This window comes from Kitasatospora sp. NPDC054939 (assembly GCF_053610105.1).
The window spans coordinates 1-22,644 of the sequence record NZ_JBSGXP010000072.1 but is presented as its reverse complement, the minus strand read 5'-3'; the positions used below and the strand labels follow the sequence as shown (position 1 = coordinate 22,644).

Annotated in this window: 4 protein-coding genes; all 4 read right to left on the bottom strand. The window is 74.1% G+C overall.

Going from position 1 to position 22,644, the window contains the following annotated elements; genetic code table 11:
- Nucleotides 1–22: 22 nt before the first annotated feature.
- The 4 genes from ACWGB8_RS21045 to ACWGB8_RS21030 are packed head-to-tail and all read right to left on the bottom strand — an operon-like array spanning nt 23 to nt 22,527.
- Complete coding sequence (locus ACWGB8_RS21045; protein WP_452215056.1) at nt 23–1,432, bottom strand: condensation domain-containing protein; 1,410 nt, start codon at nt 1,430–1,432, stop codon at nt 23–25.
- Entirely contained in the window at nt 1,425–2,279 is an 855-nt protein-coding gene (locus tag ACWGB8_RS21040) for a thioesterase II family protein (protein ID WP_452215055.1), read from the bottom strand. Before ACWGB8_RS21040 ends, ACWGB8_RS21045 begins: the two co-directional genes overlap by 8 nt.
- Nucleotides 2,276–3,892 carry an MFS transporter gene (locus tag ACWGB8_RS21035; RefSeq protein ID WP_452215054.1) on the bottom strand — a complete coding sequence of 539 codons (1,617 nt, stop codon included), beginning with the start codon at nt 3,890–3,892 and terminating at the stop codon, nt 2,276–2,278. Before ACWGB8_RS21035 ends, ACWGB8_RS21040 begins: the two co-directional genes overlap by 4 nt.
- The gene (locus ACWGB8_RS21030; RefSeq protein WP_452215053.1) at nt 3,889–22,527 is read right to left on the bottom strand and encodes an amino acid adenylation domain-containing protein; all 18,639 of its coding nucleotides are present in this window, start codon (nt 22,525–22,527) and stop codon (nt 3,889–3,891) included. The genes ACWGB8_RS21035 and ACWGB8_RS21030 overlap by 4 nt, the downstream gene beginning before the upstream one ends.
- Between the last annotated feature and the right edge of the window lie 117 nt (nt 22,528–22,644).

The following is a 22,644-nucleotide window of genomic DNA, read 5'->3' as shown; positions in this document are numbered from 1 at the left end:
TTCGTGTCGTGGAGGTGGAAAGTCATCGGGCCGGGGCGGCGGCCGGGGCGTCCGCGGCCAGTGCGGCGAGTTCGCTCTCGCGCAGCAGGGCCGCCCGGGACACCGGGCCGTCCGGGTCGGCCGCCGCCGCGTCGAGCAGCCGGACGAACTGGTGGGCCAGCCGGCGGATCGTGTCGGGCTCGAACACGCTGGTGTCGTACCGGAACTCGAAGCCGAGCGAGCGGCGGCTCTGCTGCACGTGGACGGCCAGGTCGAGCTGGCCCTCGGACTGCGGCAGCTCCACCGGGCTGATCCGCAGCCCGGCCCAGTCGGCCGCCGGGGCGTCGTCGCGCGGGTCGAGCAGCAGCTGCAGCAGCGGGTCCGGGTGGGCCGTGCCGATCAGGTTGAAGGTGATCCGGCAGAGCGGCGCGCCGGCGTCGGCCCCGGCCTGCGCGGCCGAGCGGGCGACCAGCGCGAACGGGTAGGCGACCGCCCCCATCCCCGCCCTGACCTGCTCGGACGCCGCGAGCACGGCCTCCCGGAAGGTGGTCGTCCGGGTGAAGGCCGCCCGGAACACCAGGGTGTTGACGAAGTTGCCGACCACCCCGCGCATCCGCGAGCCGGTCCGGGCGGTGGTCGGGCAGCCGATCAGGAAGGTGCCCCGCCGGGTGTAGCGGTGGACCAGGCCCTGGAAGGCGCCCAGCAGGTAGGCGAAGAGCGTGACGCCCGCCTCCTGGGCGGCCGCACGGACCGCCTCGACCTGGGCATCCGTCAGCTCCACCCGGTAGGTGGCGCCCGCCTGCGCGGAGGCCGCCGACCGGGGCCGGTCCAGCGGCAGTTCGGCCGCCGCCGCGCCCTGCCGGATCTCCGCCCAGTGGCGCTCCAGCTCGCTCCGGCGGGGCGAGGCCAGCAGCTCCTCCTCCGCCGCCACGAAGGCGTCGTAGCGGGAGCGCACCGGCGGCAGTTCGAGCGGCTTGCCGGCCGCGGCCTGCTCGTACAGCGTGAACAGGTCGCGCATCAGCACCGAGTTGGAGAACGCGTCGGTGGCGATGTGGTGGCCCGCCATCAGCAGCAGCACCTCCTCCCCCGCACCGCGCAGCACGGCGAACCGGAAGGGGCCGTCCTGCTCCAGCCCGAAGGGCTCGTTGACGGCCGTCCGGGCCAGCTCGCGCAGCTCGGCCGGGCCGGCCGCCGCGGTCTCCCGCACCTCCAGCCGGACGGGCGCCACCGGGTGCACGATCCGCACCGGCACCCCGTCGGCCTCGGTGTAGGTCGAGCGCAGCATCTCGTGCTGCTCGGCCAGCCGGTCCACCGCCCGGGCCAGGGCGGCGAGGTCGAGCCCGGCGTGGACCACCAGCGCGGCACCGGTGTGGTACGCGGCGCTGCCCGGGGCGAGCTTGTACAGGAACCAGAGCGCCTTCTCCGCGTGGGAGAGCGCGCGGGCGTCAGCCACGGCCGGCCTCCGCGGGGGCGGCCGGAGCGGCGGCGACCGTCGGCGGCTGGGCGCGGCGCGCGGCGTTGGCGGCCAGCAGCCGGTGCGCGCGGTGCAGGCGCAGGTCGTCGTGGAGGTGCGCGGCGATCTGCGGGACCAGCACCGCCTCCAGCGGCTCCAGGTAGAAGTGGCCGCCCGGGAAGAGCCGCAACTCGAAGTCCGCGGAGGTCAGTTCCGACCAGGCGCGCATCCGCTCCGGCGGGCAGTTCTCGTCCTGCTCGCCGAGGAAGGCGGTGACCGGGCTGTCCAGCCGGGCCGGCTGCTCGGCGTGGTAGGTCTCGATCAGCTTGAAGTCCGCCCGGATGCTGGGCAGCACGAGGTCCCGCAGGTCCGGGTCGGTGATCGCCTCCAGTCCGGAGGCGCCCAGCCGGCCCAGCTCGGCCACCAGGCCGTCGTCGTCGAGCAGGTGGTGCCGGGTGCGCTCGGCGCAGTGCGGCGGCTGGTGGCCCGAGACGAAGACCCGCAGTGGCCGGACGCCGTGCCGCTCGGCCAGCCGCAGCGAGACCTCGTACGCGAGCGAGGCGCCCATGCTGTGGCCGAAGACCGCCAGCGGCTTGTCGAGCAGCGGTTCCAGGGCGTCGGCGGCCGAGTCGGCCAGCACCGCCATGGTGTCGATCAGCGGTTCGGCGATCCGCTCCTGGCGGCCCGGGTAGCAGGCGGCGAGCAGTTCGACCTCGTCCGGCAGGTACTGCTGCCAGCTGCGGAACAGGCTCGGGGTGCCGCCCGCGTGCGGGAAGCAGACCAGCCGCAGTTCGGGCTCGGTACCGGTCCGGCCCCGGCGGAACCAGCGGGTGCTGGAGTCCTTCATGTCGTTACCTCTGTGGTCGTGGGTGTGCGGCGGTCGGCGGCGGCCGGTCGGGCGGACTCCTCCGCACCGGCCGTCCCGCCTTCGGGCTGCGCGGAAGCGGGCTGCTCGGGGTCGGGCCGATCGGGGTCGGTCTGCTCGTCGTCGGCATCGTCGGAGGAGGCCTGCTCGGGCTCTGCCTGCTCGGCGGCGGCCTGCTCGGCGGCGGCCTCGGGCTCGGAACCGTCCTCGGGCTCCTGCGCAGGCCCGGCGGTGGCGCCGCCGCTCCGCGCGGTCCGGTCCTCGCCGGCCGCCCGGGACTCGGCCCGCACGGTGCGGCTGCTCGCCACGTACGCGGTCAGCGCGATCAGTACGACCGCCATGCCGAGGCCGATCCAGCCGGTGCCGACCCGGTCCAGCAGCACGCCGCCGGCCAGGGCGCCGAGGGCGTTGGCCCCGGAGGAGAGGAAGCGGGAGACCCCGGTGACGCGGCCCTGGAGCTCGTCCGGGGTGGTGCGGGTCTGGTAGACGGCGGCCGTCACGTTGAAGAGCGCGCCGACGAACCAGATGCCGGCGAGGGTGGCGGCGATCGCCACCGGGTCGCGCAGGGTCACCGCGAGCGGGATCAGCAGCGTCCAGGCCGCCAGGCCGAACACCGCCGTCGGGTACAGGCCGTACCGCTGCTGCCAGGGCCGCGCCGCGAGCGCGCCCAGCAGGCCGCCCACCCCGCCGACCGCCAGCACGGTGCCGAGCGTCGCCGCCGAGCCGCCGGTCTGGTGGACGATCACCATGATGCTCACGCCGAGCACCTGGAACACCACGTTGGTGCTGGCGAACAGCACCATCATGATCCGCAGGAAGCGGCGCCGCCAGAGCCAGACCGCGCCCTCCCGGATGTCCAGGTGGAGGGCCTGCCGCTCCGGGGAGCGGATCGGCCGGAGGTCCTTGCGGATCAGCACCAGGCAGGCCAGCGCCACCAGGTTGGCGACCGCGGTGAAGACGAACGGCAGCCAGCGGGCCAGGTTGAACAGGAAGCCGCTGAGCGGCTGGCCCAGCAGGCCGATCGCCGCACCGCGCGCCTCGTTCTGGGAGAGCGCGGCGGGCAGCTGTTCCGTCCTCACCACCCGCCGGACGCTGGCCTGTTCGGCCAGCTGGTAGAAGATGGCGAGCGCCGATCCGATGAACGAGGACGCCATGATCAGCGGCAGGAAGATCCAGCCCTTGAAGGCGGCCAGGGCCACGCACAGCACGGCGAGCAGGCCGAGCACATCGCAGATGATCATCGTGCGCTTGCGGTCCCAGCGGTCCACCAGCGCGCCGGCCGGCAGCTGCACCAGCAGGCTGGGCAGCGTCGCGGCGAAGGTCACCAGGCCGGTGGAGGTGCCCGAGCCGGAGTGCCAGAGCACCAGCATCGGGTTGGCCACCATGCCGACCGTCGCACCGTAGCGGGAGACGCCCGCGCCGATCCACAGCTTGGTGAAGTCGCGGTTGCGCCGCAGCGGGACGAGCGGCTCCGGCTCGCGGTCGAGGACGGCCGCCGCGGCCCCCTTCGCCGGAGCGGCCGGGGCGGCCGGGCCGGGGGCCCCGGCGGCGGCCTCGGGCCGCACGCCGGAGTCCCGGGTCTGGATTCGGGTCACGTGCGCGAACCTGCTTCCTGGGTCGCACCGTTCGCCCGCTGTTCGCGGGCGACGGCCTCGTCGATGGCCCGCTGCCAGAGGGCGGCCAGCCGGTCCTGGTTCGACCACACGGTGGCGATCAGGTGCTTGACCAGCTCCCGGCCGGTGGCGGCGTTGGTGAGCACCACCGCGCCGTCGCCCGAGTGCACCCGCAGCCCCGACATCGCCTGGTACCCGAAGGCCTGGCCGCCGTGGCCGAACTCCAGGTCGGCGCCGGTGTTGTCGATGACCGTGCTCCACCCGTACGGCCGGTCGGACTGCGGGGTGAGCATCTGCCGGGCGAGGTCCCGGGGCACCAGCGCCCCCGGGGTCCCCAGGTAGCCGGCGCGCACCTCGGCCGCGAGCCGGGCGAGGTCCCCCGCCGTGCTCCACAGGCCGCCGGCCGCGGCCTCCGGGTAGACGTGGTAGCCGCCCGGGACGGCCGCCCCGGAGGCGTCGTGGGCGTGGGCGAAGGCCAGTCCGGTGGTCTCCGGGAACACCGGGTCGAAGCTGCTCGCCGCCATCCCCAGCGGCTCGAACACCAGCTCCCACATCACCTCGGAGAACGGCTGCTTGAGCATGTCCGCCATCGCCTGCTGGAGGATGCAGTAGTTGTACGGGTTCTGCCGGAACACCTCCCCGGGCGGACACTCCCGCCGCACCGCGGGGGTGCGGGCCGGGGGCCGGCCGTCCAGGAGGTCCAGGACGGTCGGCAGCTCCTCGCCGCGCTCGAAGTCGCGGGGCGGCAGGTACGGGGCCAGGCCGGCCACGTTCGAGAGCAGCAGCCGGGGCGTGATCGGTGCCCCGCCGTCGTCCGGGACGCGCCAGGACGTCAGGTGGCGGTTGATGTCCCCGTCGAGGTCCAGCCGGCCCGCACCGACCAGCCGCAGCACGGCGAAGGTGGTGACGTGCTTGCTCAGCGACCCGGCGGCGAACAGCGTCTCCGGGGTCACCGGCGCGCCCCCGCCGGCCTCGGTGGAGCCGTAGCCCTCCACCGAGACCACCTCGCCGCCCCGGATCACGGCCAGCTGGGCACCGGGGATGCCGTGCCGGCCCATCACCTCCAGCAGCGCCTCGCGGGTCGGCGCCGCGGTCCGCGCGGGGCGGCCTGCGGCCGGGCCGGAGCCGCGGCCGGAGGGACGGCCGGTGCCGCCACCGCCGTTCCCGCCACCGTTCCCGCCGCTCCCGCCGTCGCCGTCCGCTCCACCGGTGCCGTCGCCGTCGCCGTCCAGCAGGGCGGCGAGCAGGTCCAGTTGGTCCTGCGCCAGCCGCTGGACGGTCGCCGCCTCGTGCACCGCCGCGCTGTGCGTCCAGCGGAGGTACAGCTGCCCGCCGGAGAGGTGCGCGTGCACGTCCAGCAGGTGCGCCCGCGGGGCCTGCGGATCCGCGGCCACCGCGAGGTGGTCGGGCACGAACACCAGCGGCGTCCGCTCCCGCTCGACCCGTACCGCGCCGTCCAGGTCCAGCGTGAACCCGAGCTGTGCGGCGCCGGGCTCGGCCAGTTCGGCCCGCAGGTCCAGGTCCGCGGCCAGGTACCGGAGCAGCCCGTACCCGGCGGCCGGGGACGGCACCGAGCGCAGCTGCTGCACGACACCGCGCACCAGCGCCGGGAGCTCACGGTTGCGCGGCACCCGCAGCGCCAGCGGGTGGACGTCGCCGAGCGGGCCCGCCAGCCGGTCGAGCTGGGCCCGGTGCTCCGGGTCCTGCCGGGGGTCGGCCGCCAGGTCGACCTCGATCCGGTCGCCGCCGGACCAGGTGGTGACCGCCCGGCCGAGGGTGGCCAGCAGGACCGCCTCGGCCTGTCCGCCGGCCAGCAGGGCGGCGGTGCGCTCGGCGGAGAGCGTCACGGTGACGGTCTCGTCCGTGGCGTGGGTCGGCACGGCCGGGCCGTCCGCGTGGTCGCGCGGCAGATCGGCGCCGGGCACCCGGTTGAGCCAGTAGTCGGCCTGGTCGAGCACCTCCGGCGAGGCGGCCAGGGCGCCGAGCCCGCCGGTCCAGCGAGCCAGGTCCACCGGTCCGCGGGGCAGCACCACCGGCACGCCGTCCGCCCGCTGCTCGTAGGCCGCGTTCAGGTCGGTGAGCAGGATCGGCCAGGTGGCGCGGTCGACGGCGAGCCGGTCGGCCGCGATCCGGAGCTCGTCCGGCTGCCCGTTGCCGAAGTGCAGCAGGGTGGCGCCGAGCAGCGGCCCGTGCTCCGGGTCGAGGCCCTCGCGCACCGCGCCGACCGCCGCCTCGACCGCGGCGGACCGCTCCGCCACGGGCAGCGCGCCCAGGTCGACGACCCGCAGCAGCGGGGCGTCCCCGGGCCGGGCGACGCTCGCCCGGCCGTCGGCGCCGATCCTCAGCCGCAGGGCGTCGTGGTGCGCGACCACCGCCTGCAGCGCCTGCTCCAGGACCTCGTGGTCGGGCTCCAGCGCCACCGACAGCCGGACGGTGTCGGCACCGGCGCCGCCCTGCTCCAGCAGCCGCAGCTGCGCCGGGGTGGGCTCGACCGCGTCGCCGGACGACTCCTCGCCGCCCGCCTCCTCGATCAGCGCGGCCAGTTCGGCGAGGCTGTTCGCCTGGTAGATCATCCACACCGCGAGGGCCGACAGTCCGGCCTCGCGGCCGGCGGCCAGCACCTTCACGGCCCGGATGGAGTCGCCGCCGAGCTCGAAGAAGCTGTCCTCGACGCTCACCTGCTCCACTCCGAGCACCTCGCGCCAGATGGCGGCGAGGGTCTCCTCGACCGGGGTGCGCGGGGCGACGACCTCGCTCTCGGCGAGCGCCCCGCGGTCGGGGAGCGGCAGCGAGCGGGTGTCGACCTTGCCGTTGGCGGTCAGCGGGATCTTCTCGATCGCCACGAACGCCGTGGGCACCATGTACTCCGGCAGTGCCCCGGCCAGGTGGGCGCGCAGGGCGTTGGCGTCCAGCGCGTGCCCGTCGGCGGTGACCACGTAGCCGACCAGTCGGCGGTTGCCCGGCTGCGGTTCCCGGACGGCCACCACCGCGTCCTGCACCGCGTCGTGCCGGCGCAGGCGGGCCTCGATCTCGCCGAGTTCGATGCGGTAGCCGCGGATCTTGACCTGGTTGTCGATCCGGCCCAGGAAGTCCAGGCTGCCGTCGGGCAGCCAGCGCGCCAGGTCACCGGTGCGGTACAGCCGCGCGCCCGGCGCGCCGAACGGGTCCGGCAGGAACCTGTCCGCCGTCAGGTCCGGACGCCCCAGGTAACCGCGGGCCAGCCCGTCACCACCGATGTACACCTCACCCGGCACCCCGACCGCCACCGGCTCCAGCGCCTCGGTCAGCACGTACATCGAGGTGTTCGGGATCGGCCCGCCCAGCGGGATCAGCTCCGCACCCGGCAGCTGCGCGATCAGCTGACCGGAGTTCCCGATCGTGATCTCCGTCGGACCGTACTCGCTCGCCACCTTCGTCCCCGCCGCGCCCGCCAGCTCCTGCCAGCGCGCCGCCAGCGAGGTCGGGAAGGTGTCACCCGCGGCGATCACCACCCCCGCCAGCTTCGACGCCTCGTCCGCGGTCAGCTGGTGCGTCAGCAGGTCCAGGTGGCCCGGCGTCAGCTTCACGAACGCGTACGGCGCACCCGACATCAGCTCCCGGCCCAGATCCGCCGTGTCGATGCCGTCCTTCAGCAACCGCACCACCTGCCCGCACAGCAGCGGCGAGAACAGGTCCGGAATCCCCAGATCGAAGGAGATCGACGAGAACAACGGAGCACCGCCGTCCCCGTGCGCCGCATACGCATCCAGCGTCCACAGCAGGTAGTTCGCCAGACCCCGGTGGTGGATCATCACCCCCTTCGGCACACCCGTCGAACCCGACGTGTAGATCACGTACGCCAGCCGGTCGAGGTCGGTGGTGCGCTCCACGGCGGTGGCCGGCCGGGCGGCGATCGCCGCGGCGTCCTCGTCCACCAGGACGTACCCGCCGCCGTGCACCGCGGACAGCGCCGGCACCCGCTCACCGGTCGTGACGACCAGCGAGGTGCCCGACTGGGCGAGCATCGCCCCGAGCCGCTCGACGGGCAGCGACGGGTCCAGCGGGAGGTAGCCCGCACCCGCCTTCCACACCCCGAGCAGCACCGGCACCAGGTCCAGCCCGCGCTCCAGGCAGACACCCACCAGGGTGTCCGGCCGCACGCCCTGCGCCAGCAGGTGGTGGGCGATCCGGTTCGACCGCTCGTCCACCTCCCGGTAGGTCAGCGAGCCGCCGGGGGCGACCACCGCCAGGGCGTGCGGGGTCAGGGCCGCCTGCCGCTCGATCAGGTCGACGGTGGCAAGCCCGCCCCGCTCGGCGGTCCCGCCGAGCGCCCAGTGCGTGAGCACCCGCTCGCGGTCCTCGGCCGGCAGGCAGGAGCCCAGCGCGTCGCCGTCGGCGTCGGCGGCCATCGCCTCCAGCACCGAGCGGTACATCCGCCCGAGGAGGTCGGCCTCGGCCCTGGTGAGGACGTCGGTCGTGGAGATCACCTCGATGCGGCCGTCGATCGCGGCGACGTTCACCGCGAACTCGTTCGGCGCGACGTGGATCTCGGCCGAGACGTCGACCTGCTCGCCGTCCACCTGGTGGAAGTCGAGGAACTCGAAGAGCACCGAGACGAGCCGCTGGTTGCTGCCCGAGGCCCGCTGGATGGCCGGCATCGGGTAGCGCCGGTGCGACCAGATCTCCGTGTCCTGCGCGAAGACCTGCTCGACCAGCTCGCGCCAGGTGCGCGCGCCGCGCCGGATCGGGAACGGCAGGGTGTTGAGGTGCATGCCCATCACCCGGTCGCCGCCCGGCGCCTCCAGCCGGCCGTGGTAGACCACGCCCGAGTGGAAGGCCGGCTCGGTGGTCAGCTCGCCCATGACCTTCAGGTGCGCGGCGAGCAGCACCGACTTCAGCGAGGACCCGGTCGCCGACGCCAGCGCCCGCAGCCGCTCCTCCAGGTCGTCGAACGGGACCTGGGAGCCCACGTTGACCTTGGCGCCGCCGCCGCGGCCCCAGGAGCCGGGCAGCACCATCGGCGCGTGCCCGTCGACCAGGGTCTGCCAGAAGGCGCGGTCGCCCTCGTCGGCCAGCGACTCCAGCTCGGCGGCGATGAAGTCCGCGTACCGGACCGCCGGCGCCTCCGGCTCCTCGACCGGCTCGCCGTCCAGGATCCGCCCGTACACGCCGAGCAGCTCCATGAGCATGGAGTGCATGCTCCAGCCCTCGGTCACCGCGTGGCAGTGGGTGAAGCTGAGCCGCCAGACCTCGTCCGACTCCAGCAGCACGTTGAAGCGCAGCAGCGGGGCCGTGGCGATGTCGAACAGGTCGGCGCGCTCGCGGGCCTCGAACTCGACGCCCGCCCGGTACTGGTCGTCCGGGTCGAGCCCGCGCAGGTCGTGCAGGCCGATCGGCACGTCGACGTTCGCGTGGACCAGCTGCATCGGCCGCGAGTAGCCGGTCAGCCAGGCCGAGGTGCGCAGGATCTCGTGCCGCGCGACGACCGTCCGGACGGCCTCGCGGAAGGCCGCCAGGGAGAACGGCCGCGGGTCGGGCACCCGGTAGAAGCTGACGTCGACGTAGTTGCGGCGCTCGCCGTCGGCCAGCATCTCGACCAGCATGCCGATCTGCACCTGCGACAGCGGGTACGCGTCCACCAGGCCCTCGGGCAGCTTCGCCCGGTCCTGCTCGCCGATCAGGGCGAACGGTTCGACCGCCCGGATCAGCGAGGTCTCCGCCGCCTCGGCCGGCACCAGCCCGGCCAGGCCGGCGACGGTGCGGTGCTCGAAGACGTCCCGGATCGACAGGTCGAAGCCCGCCGCCCGGAGCGCGCCGACCAGGCGCACGGCCCGGATCGAGTCGCCGCCGAGGTCGAAGAACCCGTCCTCGACGCCGACCTCGTCCAGCCCGAGCACGTCCTGCCAGACCGCGGCCATCCGTGCCTCGACCGGGGTGCGCGGGGCGACCCGCGCGGTGCCGGCGAGCAGATCGCGGTCGGGGGCCGGCAGGGAGCGGGTGTCGACCTTGCCGTTGGCGGTCAGCGGGATCTTCTCGATCGCCATGAACGCCGACGGCACCATGTACTCCGGCAGGACCGCGGCCAGGTGCGCCCGCAGCTCGGACGCCGCCGGCTCCTGCTCCCCGGCGGGGACGAGGTAGCCGATGACGGCCTTGCCGCCGGCCTGCGACTCGCGGACGGTGACGACCGCGTCCTTGACCCCGGCGTGCTCGCGGAGCCTGGCCTCGATCTCGCCGAGTTCGATGCGGTAGCCGCGGATCTTGACCTGGTTGTCGATCCGGCCCAGGAAGTCCAGGCTGCCGTCGGGCAGCCAGCGCGCCAGGTCACCGGTGCGGTACAGCCGCGCGCCCGGCGCGCCGAACGGGTCCGGCAGGAACCTGTCCGCCGTCAGGTCCGGACGCCCCAGGTAACCGCGGGCCAGCCCGTCACCACCGATGTACACCTCACCCGGCACCCCGACCGCCACCGGCTCCAGCGCCTCGGTCAGCACGTACATCGAGGTGTTCGGGATCGGCCCGCCCAGCGGGATCAGCTCCGCACCCGGCAGCTGCGCGATCAGCTGACCGGAGTTCCCGATCGTGATCTCCGTCGGACCGTACTCGCTCGCCACCTTCGTCCCCGCCGCGCCCGCCAGCTCCTGCCAGCGCGCCGCCAGCGAGGTCGGGAAGGTGTCACCCGCGGCGATCACCACCCCCGCCAGCTTCGACGCCTCGTCCGCGGTCAGCTGGTGCGTCAGCAGGTCCAGGTGGCCCGGCGTCAGCTTCACGAACGCGTACGGCGCACCCGACATCAGCTCCCGGCCCAGATCCGCCGTGTCGATGCCGTCCTTCAGCAACCGCACCACCTGCCCGCACAGCAGCGGCGAGAACAGGTCCGGAATCCCCAGATCGAAGGAGATCGACGAGAACAACGGAGCACCGCCGTCCCCGTGCGCCGCATACGCATCCAGCGTCCACAGCAGGTAGTTCGCCAGACCCCGGTGGTGGATCATCACCCCCTTCGGCACACCCGTCGAACCCGACGTGTAGATCACGTAGGCGAGGCGGTCGAGGTCGGTGGTGCGCTCCGGCCGCACGGCCGGCAGCGCGTCGAGGACGGCACGGTCCCCGTCGACCAGGACGACGTCGCCGTGGTGCACCCCGTCGAGCAGCGGACGGTGGCCGAGGTCGGTCACCACCAGCCGGGTGCCGGTGTGCGCCAGCATGATGCCGAGCCGCTCGGTGGGCAGCGACGGGTCCAGCGGGAGGTAGCCCGCACCCGCCTTCCAGACGCCCAGCAGCACCGGCACCAGGTCCAGCCCGCGGGCGAGGCAGACACCGACCAGGGTGTCCGGCTGCACGCCCTGCGCCAGCAGGTGGTGGGCGATCCGGTTGGCCCGCTCGTCCAGCTCGCGGTAGGTCAGCGAGCCGTCGGGGGCGGCCACCGCGACCGCGTCCGGGGTCAGTTCGGCCTGCCGCTCGATCAGGTCGACGGTGGCAAGCCCGCCCCGCTCCACCGCCTCGCCGAGCGCCCAGTCCGTGAGCACCCGGGTGCGCTGGTCGGCCGGCAGGTGCGACCCGCGGGCGTCACCGTCGGCGTCGGCGGCCATCGCCTCCAGCACCGAGCGGTACATCCGCCCGAGCGCCTCGGCGGCCTCGGCGCCGATCGCCGAGCCGCTGCCCCACAGGTTGATCCGGCCGGTGGTCGCGATCACGTTGAGCGCGAACTCGTTGCCGCCCGAGGCGACGCCGCCGCGGGTGTCGACCGCGCTCTCCAGCTGGGCGAAGTTCTGGTACTCGAAGAGCACGTCCAGCAGCCGCTCGCTGCTGCCAGAGGCACGCTGGACGGCCGGCATCGGGTAGCGCCGGTGCGCCCAGATCCCGGTCTCCTGCGCGAAGACCTGCTCGACCAGCTCGCGCCAGGTCCGGGCGCCCCGGACCATCGGGAACGGCAGGGTGTTGAGGTGCATGCCCATCACCCGGTCGCCGCCCGGTGCCTCCAGCCGGCCGTGGTAGACCACGCCCGTGTGGAAGGCCGGCTCGTTGCCGATCCCGCTCATCACCTTCAGGTGGGCGGCCAGCAGCACCGACTTCAGCGAGGACCTGGTCGCCGTCGCCAGCGCCCGCAGCCCGTCCGCCAGGTCCTCGTACGGCACCTGCACGGCCACGTCGCCGGACTCGCCCTCGCCCCGGGCCCAGGAGCCCGGCAGCAGCACCGGCGCGTTCTCGTCGATCACGCCCTGCCAGAACGCCCGGTCGCCCTCGTCGGCCAGCGACTCCAGTTCGGCGGCGATGAAGTCCGCGTACCGGACCGCCGGCGCCTCCGGCTCCTCGACCGGCTCGCCGTCCAGCAGCCGGCGGTAGACGTCCAGCAGCTCGACCAGCAGCGTGGTCATGCTCCAGCCCTCCAGCACCGCGTGCGAGAGCGTGATCGTCAGCCGCCAGGCGGCGTCCGACTCCACGTGCACCGCGAGCCGCAGCATCGGCGGCACGGCCGGGTCGAACGGGGTGTCCCGCTCGGCCGCCGCGAACGCCCGGGCGACGCTGCGCTGGGCCTCCGGGGAGAGGTCGCGCAGGTCGGAGACCGACAGCGGGATCTCGGCCGTCGCGTGGACCAACTGCATCGGCTGCGCGTAGCCCGTGAGGTCCATCGAGGTGCGCAGGATCTCGTGCCGGGCGACGAGGGTCCGCACCGCCTGCCAGAACGCGTCCTCGGAGAACGGCCTGGTGTCCGGGATCAGGTGCGAGGTCAGGTTGTGGTAGAGCCGCTGCTCGTCGTCGGCGAGCATCTCGATCAGCATGCCGGTCTGCACCTGCGACAGCGGGTAGGCGTCCACCACCCCGGCGGGCAGCTTCGCCCGGTCCAGGTCGCCGATCAGCTCGAACGGCTCCACCGTCCGGATCAGCGAGGTGCCGCCGGCCGAGTCCGGTACCAGGGCCGCGAGTTCGGCGACCGTCCGGTGCTCGAAGACGTCCCCGATGGCCAGGTCGTAGCCGGCCGCGCGGAGCGAGCCGACCAGCTGCACCGCCCGGATGGAGTCGCCGCCGAGGTCGAAGAAGCCGTCCTCGACGCCGACCTCCGCCACGCCCAGCACGTCCTGCCAGACCGCGGCGATCCGCTCCTCCGCCGGGGTGCGCGGCGCCACGAACCGGCGTCCGGCCGCGAAGGCCTCGCGCTCGGGTGCGGGCAGGGCGCGGCGGTTCACCTTGCCGGCCGAGTTCAGCGGCAGCGCGTCCAGCGCGACGAAGGCGGACGGGACCATGTACTCGGGCAGCGTCGCCGCCACCCCGGCCCGCAGCGCGGCGGCGTCCGCCGCCCCGCCCTCGGCCGCCACGGTGTACGCCACCAGCAGCTTCTCACCCGCCGGGTCCTCCCAGAGGACCACCACGGCCTCCCGGACGCCCGGCAGGTCGGCGATCACGGTCTCGATCTCGCCGAGCTCGATCCGGTAGCCGCGCAGCTTGATCTGGCTGTCGGCCCGGCCCAGGCACTCCAGGCTGCCGTCCGGCAGTCGGCGGGCCAGGTCGCCGGTCCGGTACAGCCGCGCACCGGGCGGGCCGAACGGGTCCGGCAGGAACTTCTCGGCGGTCAGCTCCGGGCGGCCCAGGTAGCCGCGGGCCAGCCCGTCGCCGCCGATGAACAGCTCACCGGTGACGCCCATCGGGACCAGCTCCAGGCCGGCGTCCAGCACGTACAGCTGGGTCTCGGCGACCGGGCGGCCGACGGAGACCGCCTTCGGCGCCGGCGGGACCTCCCAGAAGCTGGACCAGATCGTCGTCTCGGTCGGACCGTAGACGTTGACCAGGCGGCCGACCCGGCCGCGCAGCTCCTGCGCCAGCGACACCGGCAGCGCCTCGCCGCCGGTCAGCGCGGTGACGCCGGGCAGGTCGAGGCCCGCGGCCAGCAGCAGCCGCCAGCCGGACGGGGTCGCCTGCAGGTGGCTCACCCGGTGCTCGGCGACCAGCTCCAGCAGGGCGGCCGGCGACTTGGCGGCGCCGTCCGAGGCCAGCACGATCCGTCCGCCGGTGATCAGCGGCAGGTGGATCTCCAGCGCCGAGATGTCGAAGGAGATCGAGGTGGCCGCCAGCCAGCTGCCCGGCAGGCCGAGCGCGGCGTCGTCGCGCATCGAGCAGAGCAGGTTGAACAGCGAGCCGTGGCTCACCATCACGCCCTTGGGACGCCCGGTGGAGCCCGAGGTGTAGATCACGTACGCCAGGTCGTCCCGGGAGACCACCCGGGCCGGGGCGGGCGCGGCGGCGGGCAGGACCTCGCGGTCCAGCAGCAGCCGGGTGCCCTCGAACGATCCGGCGAGCCGGTCGGCCGGGCCGGACTCGCTGACCAGCAGCGCGGCCCCGGCGTCGGCCAGCATGTAGCCGATCCGGTCGGCCGGCAGCAGCGGGTCGATCGGCAGGTACGCCGCGCCCGCCTTCCAGACGGCCAGCAGGGTGGAGACCAGCTTCGGTCCGCGCGGCAGCAGGACGCCGACGGGCGCGTCCGGGCCGGCGCCGAGGGCGCGCAGCCGCTGGGCGATCCGGTTCGCCGAGGCGTCGAGCTGGGCGTAGCCCACCTCCTGGCCGTCGGCGACGACCGCGACCGCGTCCGGCGTCCGGGCGGCCTGCTGCTCGAAGAGCTCGCGGGTCAGGGTCTCGGTCTGCACGGGCTCCGCGGCCGCGCCGTCCAGCAGGCGGCGGCGCTCGGTCTCGGGCAGGTAGCGGGCGCTCGCGTCGCCCTCGGTGTCGGCCGCCATGGCCTCCAGCACCATCCGGTACATCGCCCCCAGGCGGTCCAGGCTGTCGCGGCCGATGACCGTGACGTCGCTGCTGTTGATGGTGACGTGGCCGGCGATCACGACCACGTTGAGCATGAACTCGTTGACGGAGAAGGTGAAGTTGGCGCCGGTGTCGACGCTCTCCCGGTCGACCTGGTGGAAGTCCAGGAACTCGAACAGCACGTTCAGCAGGCGCTGCTTGCCGCCCGCGGCCCGCTGCACGGCCGGCAGCGGGTAGCGCCGGTGCGCCCAGTTCTCCGTCTCGCGGGCGAAGACCTGCCCGACCAGCTCGCGCCAGGTGCGGGCGCCACGGCGCAGCGGGAACGGCAGGGTGTTGAGGTGCATGCCCATCACCCGGTCGCCGCCCGGTGCCTCCAGCCGGCCGTGGTAGACCACGCCCGTGTGGAAGGCCTCCTCGGTGGTGAGCATGCTCATCACCTTCAGGTGGGCGGCGAGCAGCACCGACTTCAGCGAGGCCCCGGTGGTGCCGGCCAGGTCGCGCAGGCCGTCCTCCAGGTCCCGGATCGGGACCCGCACCTGGGCGTGCCGGTCGCCGTCGGCGGTCCGGGCGCCCTCGTCGCCCCAGCCGATCGGCAGGTCGAACGGGGCGTGCTCGTCGACGACCTCCAGCCAGTACGCCTCGGTGGCCGGGTCGGCCAGCGCGGCCTGCTCGGCGGCGATGAAGTCCGCGTACCGGACGGACGGCGCCTCGAAGGGCTCCGGCTCCCGGCCGTCGTGCAGGGCCGTGTAGACCTCGATCAGCTCCATCAGGAGGGTGTTGTAGCTCCAGCCCTCGGTGATGGCGTGGTGGAAGGTGAAGGTGAGCCGCCAGGCCTCGTCGGACTCCAGGTGGACCGAGAAGCGGATCAGCGGCGCGGTCTCCGGGTCGAACAGGGTGACCCGCTCGGCCTCGACGAACTCGCGTCCCAGCCGCAGCTGTTCGGCCTCGGGCAGGCCGCGGACGTCGTGCAGGGCGATCGGGACCTCGACGTCCCCGTGCACCAGCTGGAGCGGCTTGGCGTAGCCGGTGAGGTCCACCGAGGTGCGCAGGGTGTCGTGCCGGCCGGCCACCGTCCGGGCGGCCGCACGGAACAGCGCGAGGTCGAACGGCCGCTCGTCGCGGACCCGGAAGGAGGTGAGGTTGTGGTACGTGTGCTGCTCGGTGTCGGTGAGCATCTCGACGATCATGCCGGTCTGCACCTGCGACAGCGGGTAGGCGTCCACGACGCCCGCGGGCAGCTTCGCCCGGTCCTGCTCGCCGATCAGGGCGAACGGGGCGACGGTCTCGATCAGCGAGGAGCCGTCGACCGACTCCGGTACCCGCCGGGCGAGTTCGGCGACCGTCCGGTGCTCGAAGACGTCCCGGATCGACAGGTCGAAGCCCGCCGCCCGGAGCGCGCCGACCAGGCGCACCGCCCGGATGGAGTCGCCGCCGAGGTCGAAGAAGCTGTCCTCGACGCCGATCGCCTCCAGCCCGAGGACGTCCTGCCAGACCGCGGCCATCCGCGCCTCGACCGGGGTGCGCGGGGCCACCAGCTCGGCGCCGGCGTAGGACTCCCGGTCGGGGGCCGGCAGGGCGCGGGTGTCGAGCTTGCCGTTGGTGGTCAGCGGGATCCGCTCGATCGCCACGAACGCCGACGGCACCATGTAGTCGGGCAGTCCGGCGGCCAGGTGACCGCGCAGCGCGGCCACGTCCGGCTCCGCCCCGCCCGCCGGGACGATGTACGCCACCAGGGACTTCTCGCCGTCGGCCGCCTCGCGGACGGTGACGACCACGTCCTCGACCGCGGTGTGCTCGCGCAGCCGGGCCTGGATCTCGCCCAGCTCGATGCGGAAGCCGCGGATCTTCACCTGGGTGTCGATCCGGCCGAGGAACTCCAGGCTGCCGTCCGCCAGTCGGCGGGCCAGGTCGCCCGAGCGGTACAGCCGCGAGCCGTCGCCGGCGAAGCGGTCCGGCACGAAGCGCTCGGCGGTCAGCTCCGGGCGGCCCAGGTAGCCGCGGGAGACGCCCGGGCCACCGACGTGGATCTCCCCGGGGACCCCGATCGGCGCCAACTCGCCCTGTGCGTCGAGCAGGTAGATCCGCAGGTCGCCGAGTGCGGCCCCGATCGGGCTGGCCGAGGCGTGCGCCAGGTCCTCCTCGCTGACCAGGTGGTGGGTGGTGTGCACGGTGGTCTCGGTGATGCCGTACATGTTCACCAGCGCGGTGCGGTCGACGCCCACCCGGGCGGCCCAGGGGGCCAGTTCGCCCATGTCCAGGCGCTCGCCGCCGAAGATCACGGTGCGCAGCGAGAGCCCGTCCACCCGGGCGTCCCCGGCGCCGGCCAGCTGGGCCAGCGTGCGGAACGCGGTCGGGGTCTGGCACAGCACCGTCACCCGGTGCTCCACCAGCAGGTCGAGGAACTCGCCCGGGGCCCGCGACACCGCGGCCGGGACGACCACGATCCGGCCGCCGTGCAGCAGCGCGCCCCACATCTCCCACACCGACCAGTCGAAGGCGTACGAGTGGAACAGCGTCCACACGTCCTCGGGGCCGAAGCGGAACTGCTCGCGGGTGGTGGTGAACAGCCGGACCACGTTGCCGTGCGACAGGCAGACGCCCTTGGGCTTGCCGGTGGAGCCGGAGGTGTAGATCACGTAGATCACGCTGTCCGGGCCGGCGAGCACCGCCGGGTTGCCGGTCGGGGCCGCCGCGAGCGCGCCCGCGGTCGCCTCGTCGTCCAGGACGGCGAGCTCGCCGCCGAAGCCGGCGAAGCGCTCGGCGAGGCTGCGCTGCGTCACCACGATCGGCGCCGCGGTGTCGGCGAGGATGTAGTCCAGCCGGTCCTGCGGGTTGGACGGGTCCAGCGGCACGTACGCGGCACCGGACTTGAGCACGCCCAGCAGCGCCGGCAGCAGGTCGGGCCCGCGCTCCAGCGACAGGCCGACCAGCCGCTCCGGTCCTGCGCCCAGCGACCGCAGGTGGTGGGCGAGCCGGTTGGCCCGCTCGTTCACCTCGGCGTAGCTCAGCTCGACGCCGTCGGAGACCACCGCCACCGCGTCCGGGGTGGCGGCCACCTGCCGCTCGAACACCTCGTGGACGGTGGTGTCCACCGGGGCCTCCTGCGCGGCGGCCCAGCTGCCGGTCAGCAGCTCCAGCTCCCCGGCCGGCAGGTACGCCAGGCGGGCGTCGCCGTCCGGGTCGGCCGCCATGGCCTCCAGGACGGTCCGGTAGAGCGACGCCAGCCGGTCCGCCTCGGCCCGGGTGAGCACGTCGGTGTCCGAGCGGAGGTTGACGAAGCCGCCCGAGACCACGACCAGCAGGTCGAACTCGGTGGAGGCCTGCGAGAGCGAGGCCCCGGTGTCGACCCGGTCGGTGTCGACCTGGTGGAAGTCGTGGAAGTCGAAGACCGCGTTCAGCAGCCCGCGGCTGCTGCCCGAGGCCCGCTGGATCGCCGGCAGCGGGAAGTGCCGGTGCGCCCAGAACTCGGTCTCCCGGGCGAACACCTGCGCCACCAGCTCGCGCCAGGTCCGCGCCGTGCGGTCCATCGGGAAGGGCAGGGTGTTGAGGTGCATGCCGAGCACCTGCTCGGAGCCCGGCACCGCCGGACGGCCGTGCGCCACCAGGCCGGTGTAGAAGGCCGGCTCGGCGGTCAGCATGCTCAGCGCCTTCAGGTGCGCCGCGTGCAGCACGCTCTTCAGCGACACCCCGGTCTGCTGGGCCAGCGCCCGCAGCCCCGGCTCCAGGCCGGCCAGCGGGACGGCCGCCTCGACCGGCTCGCGCGCCGCGGCCGGGTCGCCCCAGCCCTCCGGCAGCGCGAACGGCACGTGGGTGCCGACCACGTCGAGCCAGAACGCCTCGTCCTCCCCGCCGGCCAGGGCGGCCAGTTCGGCGGCGACGAAGTCCGCGTAGCGCACCGGCAGGGCCTCCTGCACGGGCACCGCGCCGTCCACCAGCGTGCGGTAGTCGGCCACCAGCTCGCCGAGCAGGGTGTTCAGGCTCCAGCCGTCGGTGACGGCGTGGCAGTGCGTGAAGACCAGCCGCCAGGCGTCGTCGGCCTCCAGGAACACGGTGATCCGGGTGAGCGGGGCGCTCGCCAGGTCGAACAGCTCGGCCTGCTCGCGCTCGGCGAAGGCCAGCAGCGCCTGGAACTGCGCCGCCGCGTCGAGCCCGCGGACGTCCTCGACCGCGACCTTCAGCTCCGCCCCGGCGTGCACCAGCTGCATCGGCTCGGAGTAGGTCTCCAGGTGCACCGAGGTCCGCAGCACGTCGTGCCGGGCCACCGCGAGCCGGACCGCCGTCCGGAACGCCTCGGCCTCGAAGGGCCGCTCGTCGCGGATCCGGTAGGACGCCAGGTTGTGGTACGTGCGCTGCTCGGCGTCGGTGAGCATCTCGACGATCATGCCGGTCTGCACCAGGGACAGCGGGTAGGCGTCCACGACGTCCGCCGGGAGCGCGGCCCGGTCCTCCGCACCGATCAGCTCGAACGGCTCCACCGACCGGACCAGCGAGGCGCCGCCGACCGCGTCGGGCACCCGCAGGGCCATCTCGGCGACCGTGCGGTGCTCGAAGACGTCCCGGATCGACAGGTCGAAGCCGGCCGCCCGCAGCGCGCCGACCAGGCGCACCGCCCGGATCGAGTCGCCGCCGAGGTCGAAGAAGCTGTCCTTCACGCTGACCTCGTCCAGGCCCAGCACCTCGCGCCAGATCGCGACGAGGGCCTCCTCGACGGGCGTGCGCGGGGCGACCAGGTCGCCGTCGGCCAGCGAGCCGCGGTCGGGCGCCGGGAGCGCCCGGGTGTCGACCTTGCCGTTGGCGGTCAGCGGGACCTTGTCGATCGCCATGAAGGCGGACGGGACCATGTACTCCGGCAGCGCGGCGGCCAGGTGGGCGCGCAGGGCGTCGGGGTCCAGGCCGTGGCCGTCGGCGGTGACCACGTAGCCGACCAGCCGGCGGTTGCCGGGCTGCGGCTCGCGGACGGTGACGACGGTGTCCTCGACGGCCGGGTGCCGGCGCAGCCGGGCCTCGATCTCGCCGAGTTCGATGCGGTAGCCGCGGATCTTGACCTGGTTGTCGATCCGGCCGAGGAAGTCCAGGCTGCCGTCGGGCAGCCAGCGGCCGAGGTCGCCGGTGCGGTAGAGCCGCGCCCCCGGCTTGCCGTACGGGTCCGGCAGGAAGCGCTCGGCGGTCAGGTCGGGGCGGCCGAGGTAGCCGCGGGCCAGCCCGGTGCCGCCGATGTAGACCTCCCCCGGGACGCCGACCGCGACCGGCTCCAGGGTGTCGGTGAGCACGTACATCGAGGTGTTCGGGATCGGCGGGCCGAGCGGGATCAGCTCGGCGCCCGGCAGCCGCTCCAGCAGCTCGCCGGAGTTGCCGATGGTGATCTCGGTCGGGCCGTACTCGCTGGCCACCTTGGTGCCGTCCGGGCCGGCCAGCTCCTGCCAGCGGGCGGCGAGCGAGGTCGGGAAGTTGTCCCCGGCCGCGATCACCACGCCGGCCAGCCGCTTCGCCTCGTCGGCGGTGAGCTGGTGGGTGAGCAGGTCCAGGTGGCCCGGGGTGAGCTTCACGAAGGCGTACGGGGCGCCCGCCATCAGCTCCCGGCCCAGGTCGGCGGTGTTGATGCCGTCCTTGAGCAGGTACACGGTCTGGCCGCACAGGACCGGCGAGAAGAGGTCCGGGATGCCCAGGTCGAAGGAGATCGACGAGAACAGCGGCGCGCCGCCGTCGCCGTGCGAGGCGTAGACGCCGAGCGTCCACACCAGGTAGTTCACCAGGCCCCGGTGGTGGACCATGACGCCCTTCGGCATGCCGGTCGAACCCGAGGTGTAGATCACGTAGGCGAGCCGGTCGAGGTCGGCGGTCCGCTCGGGGCGGACGGCCGGCCGGGCCGCGATCAGGAAGGCGTCCTCGTCGGCCAGCACGTACCCGCCCTGGTGCACCGCCGAGAGCACCGGCAGCCGGTCCGCGGTGGTGACGACCAGCGAGGTGCCGGACTGGCGCAGCATGATGCCCAGGCGCTCGGTCGGCAGCGTCGGGTCCAGTGGCAGGTAGGCCGCGCCCGCCTTCCAGACGCCGAGCAGGGTCGGCACCAGGTGCACGCCGCGCGCCAGGCAGACGCCGACCAGGGTGTCCGGCCGCACGTCCTGCGCCAGCAGGTGGTGGGCGATCCGGTTGGCCCGCTCCTCCACCTCGCGGTAGGTCAGCGAACCGTCGGGGGCGACCACCGCGACCGCGTCCGGGGTCAGCTCCGCCTGGCGCTCGAACAGGTCGAGGGTCGACTGCGGACCGCGGTCCGCGTCCTCGCTCAGCGCCCAGGCCGACAGCACCCGGGCGCGCTCGGCCCCGGGCAGGCGGGAGACCAGCGCGTCGCCGCCGGCGTCGGCCGCCATGGCCTCCAGCACCGAGCGGTACATCGCGCCGAGGCGCTCGGCGCCCTCCCGGCCGAGCGCCCGGGTCGAGGCGCGCAGCAGGATGTTGCCGCCGGTGGCGGCGATGTTGATGCCGAACTCGGTGGGGGCGTCGCTGTAGCCGCCGTCGGTGTCCACCACGGTGCTGTCCAGGTGGTGGAAGTCGAGGTACTCGAACAGGACGTTCAGCAGGCGCTGGTTGCCGCCCGCCGCGCGCTGGATGGCCGGCAGCGGGTAGCGCCGGTGCTCCCAGATCGCGGTCTCCTGCGCGTACACCTGCGCCACCAGCTCGCGCCAGGTGCGGGCGCCGCGCTGCAGCGGGAACGGCAGGGTGTTGAGGTGCATGCCCATCACCCGGTCGCTGCCGGGGGCCTCCAGCCGGCCGTGGTAGACCATGCCGGTGTGGAAGGCGGACTCGTTGGTGAGCTCGCTCATCACCTTGAGGTGCGCGGCCAGCAGGACCGACTTCAGCGAGGAGTCGGCCGCCGCGGCCAGCGCCCGCAGCCCGTCCTCCAGGTCCGCGTAGGGCACCGGCACCCGGAGGGTCTCGGCCGGGCCGCTCTCGTCGCCGAGGCCGACCGGCAGGACGAGCGGCACGTGGGTGTCCACGATCCGCTTCCAGAACGCCTCGCTCTCCGGGTCGGCCAGGGCGGCCTGCTCGGCGGCGATGAAGTCGGCGTAGCGCACGGCCGGCTGCTCGAACGGCTCGGGCTCCCGGCCGTCGCGCAGGGCCGAGTAGACCTCGAAGACCTCCATCAGCAGGGCGTGGTAGCCCCAGCCCTCGGTGATCGCGTGGTGGAAGGTGAAGCTGAGCCGCCAGGCGGCGTCCGACTCCAGGTGCACGGAGAAGCGCATCATCGGCGCCCGCTCCGGCTCGAAGAGGTCGGCCCGCTCGTCCGCCACGAAGGCGAGGAAGCGCTCCAGCTGCCCGGCCTCGGTGAGCCCGCGCAGGTCGTGCAGGGCGATCGGGACCTCGGCGGCGGCGTGCACCAGCTGGAGGGGCTGGGAGTAGCCGGTGAGGTCCATCGAGGTGCGGAGCATCTCGTGCCGCTCGACGACGGCGCGAGCGGCCTCGTGGAAGATCGCGGGGTCGAACGGGTGCTCGTCGCGGACCCGGAAGGAGGTGAGGTTGTGGTACGTGTGGCGCTCGGTGTCGGTGAGCATCTCGACGATCATGCCGGTCTGCACCTGGGACATCGGGTACGCGTCCACGACGTCCGCCGGGAGCTTGGCGCGGTCCTCGGCGCCGATCAGCTCGAACGGCTCGACCGTCCGGATCAGCGAGGCGCCGCCCGTGAAGTCCGGTACCTGGAGGGCGAGTTCGGCGACCGTACGGTGCTCGAAGACGTCCCGGATCGAGAAGTCGAAGCCGGCCGCCCGCAGCGCACCGACCAGGCGCACGGCCCGGATCGAGTCGCCGCCGAGGTCGAAGAAGCTGTCCTCGACGCTCACCTGCTCCAGGCCCAGCACCTCGTGCCAGATGGCGACGAGGGCCTGCTCCACCGGGTTGCGGGGGGCGACGAGCTCGGCGCCGGCGAAGGCCTCCCGGTCGGGGGCCGGCAGGGCGCGGGCGTCCAGCTTGCCGTTGGTGGTCAGCGGGATCTTCTCGATCGCCACGAA

Bases quoted from the DNA above. Each gene is read 5' to 3' on its own strand.
- ACWGB8_RS21040 (WP_452215055.1), bottom strand. From the start codon at position 2,279: ATGAAGGACTCCAGCACCCGCTGGTTCCGCCGGGGCCGGACCGGTACC.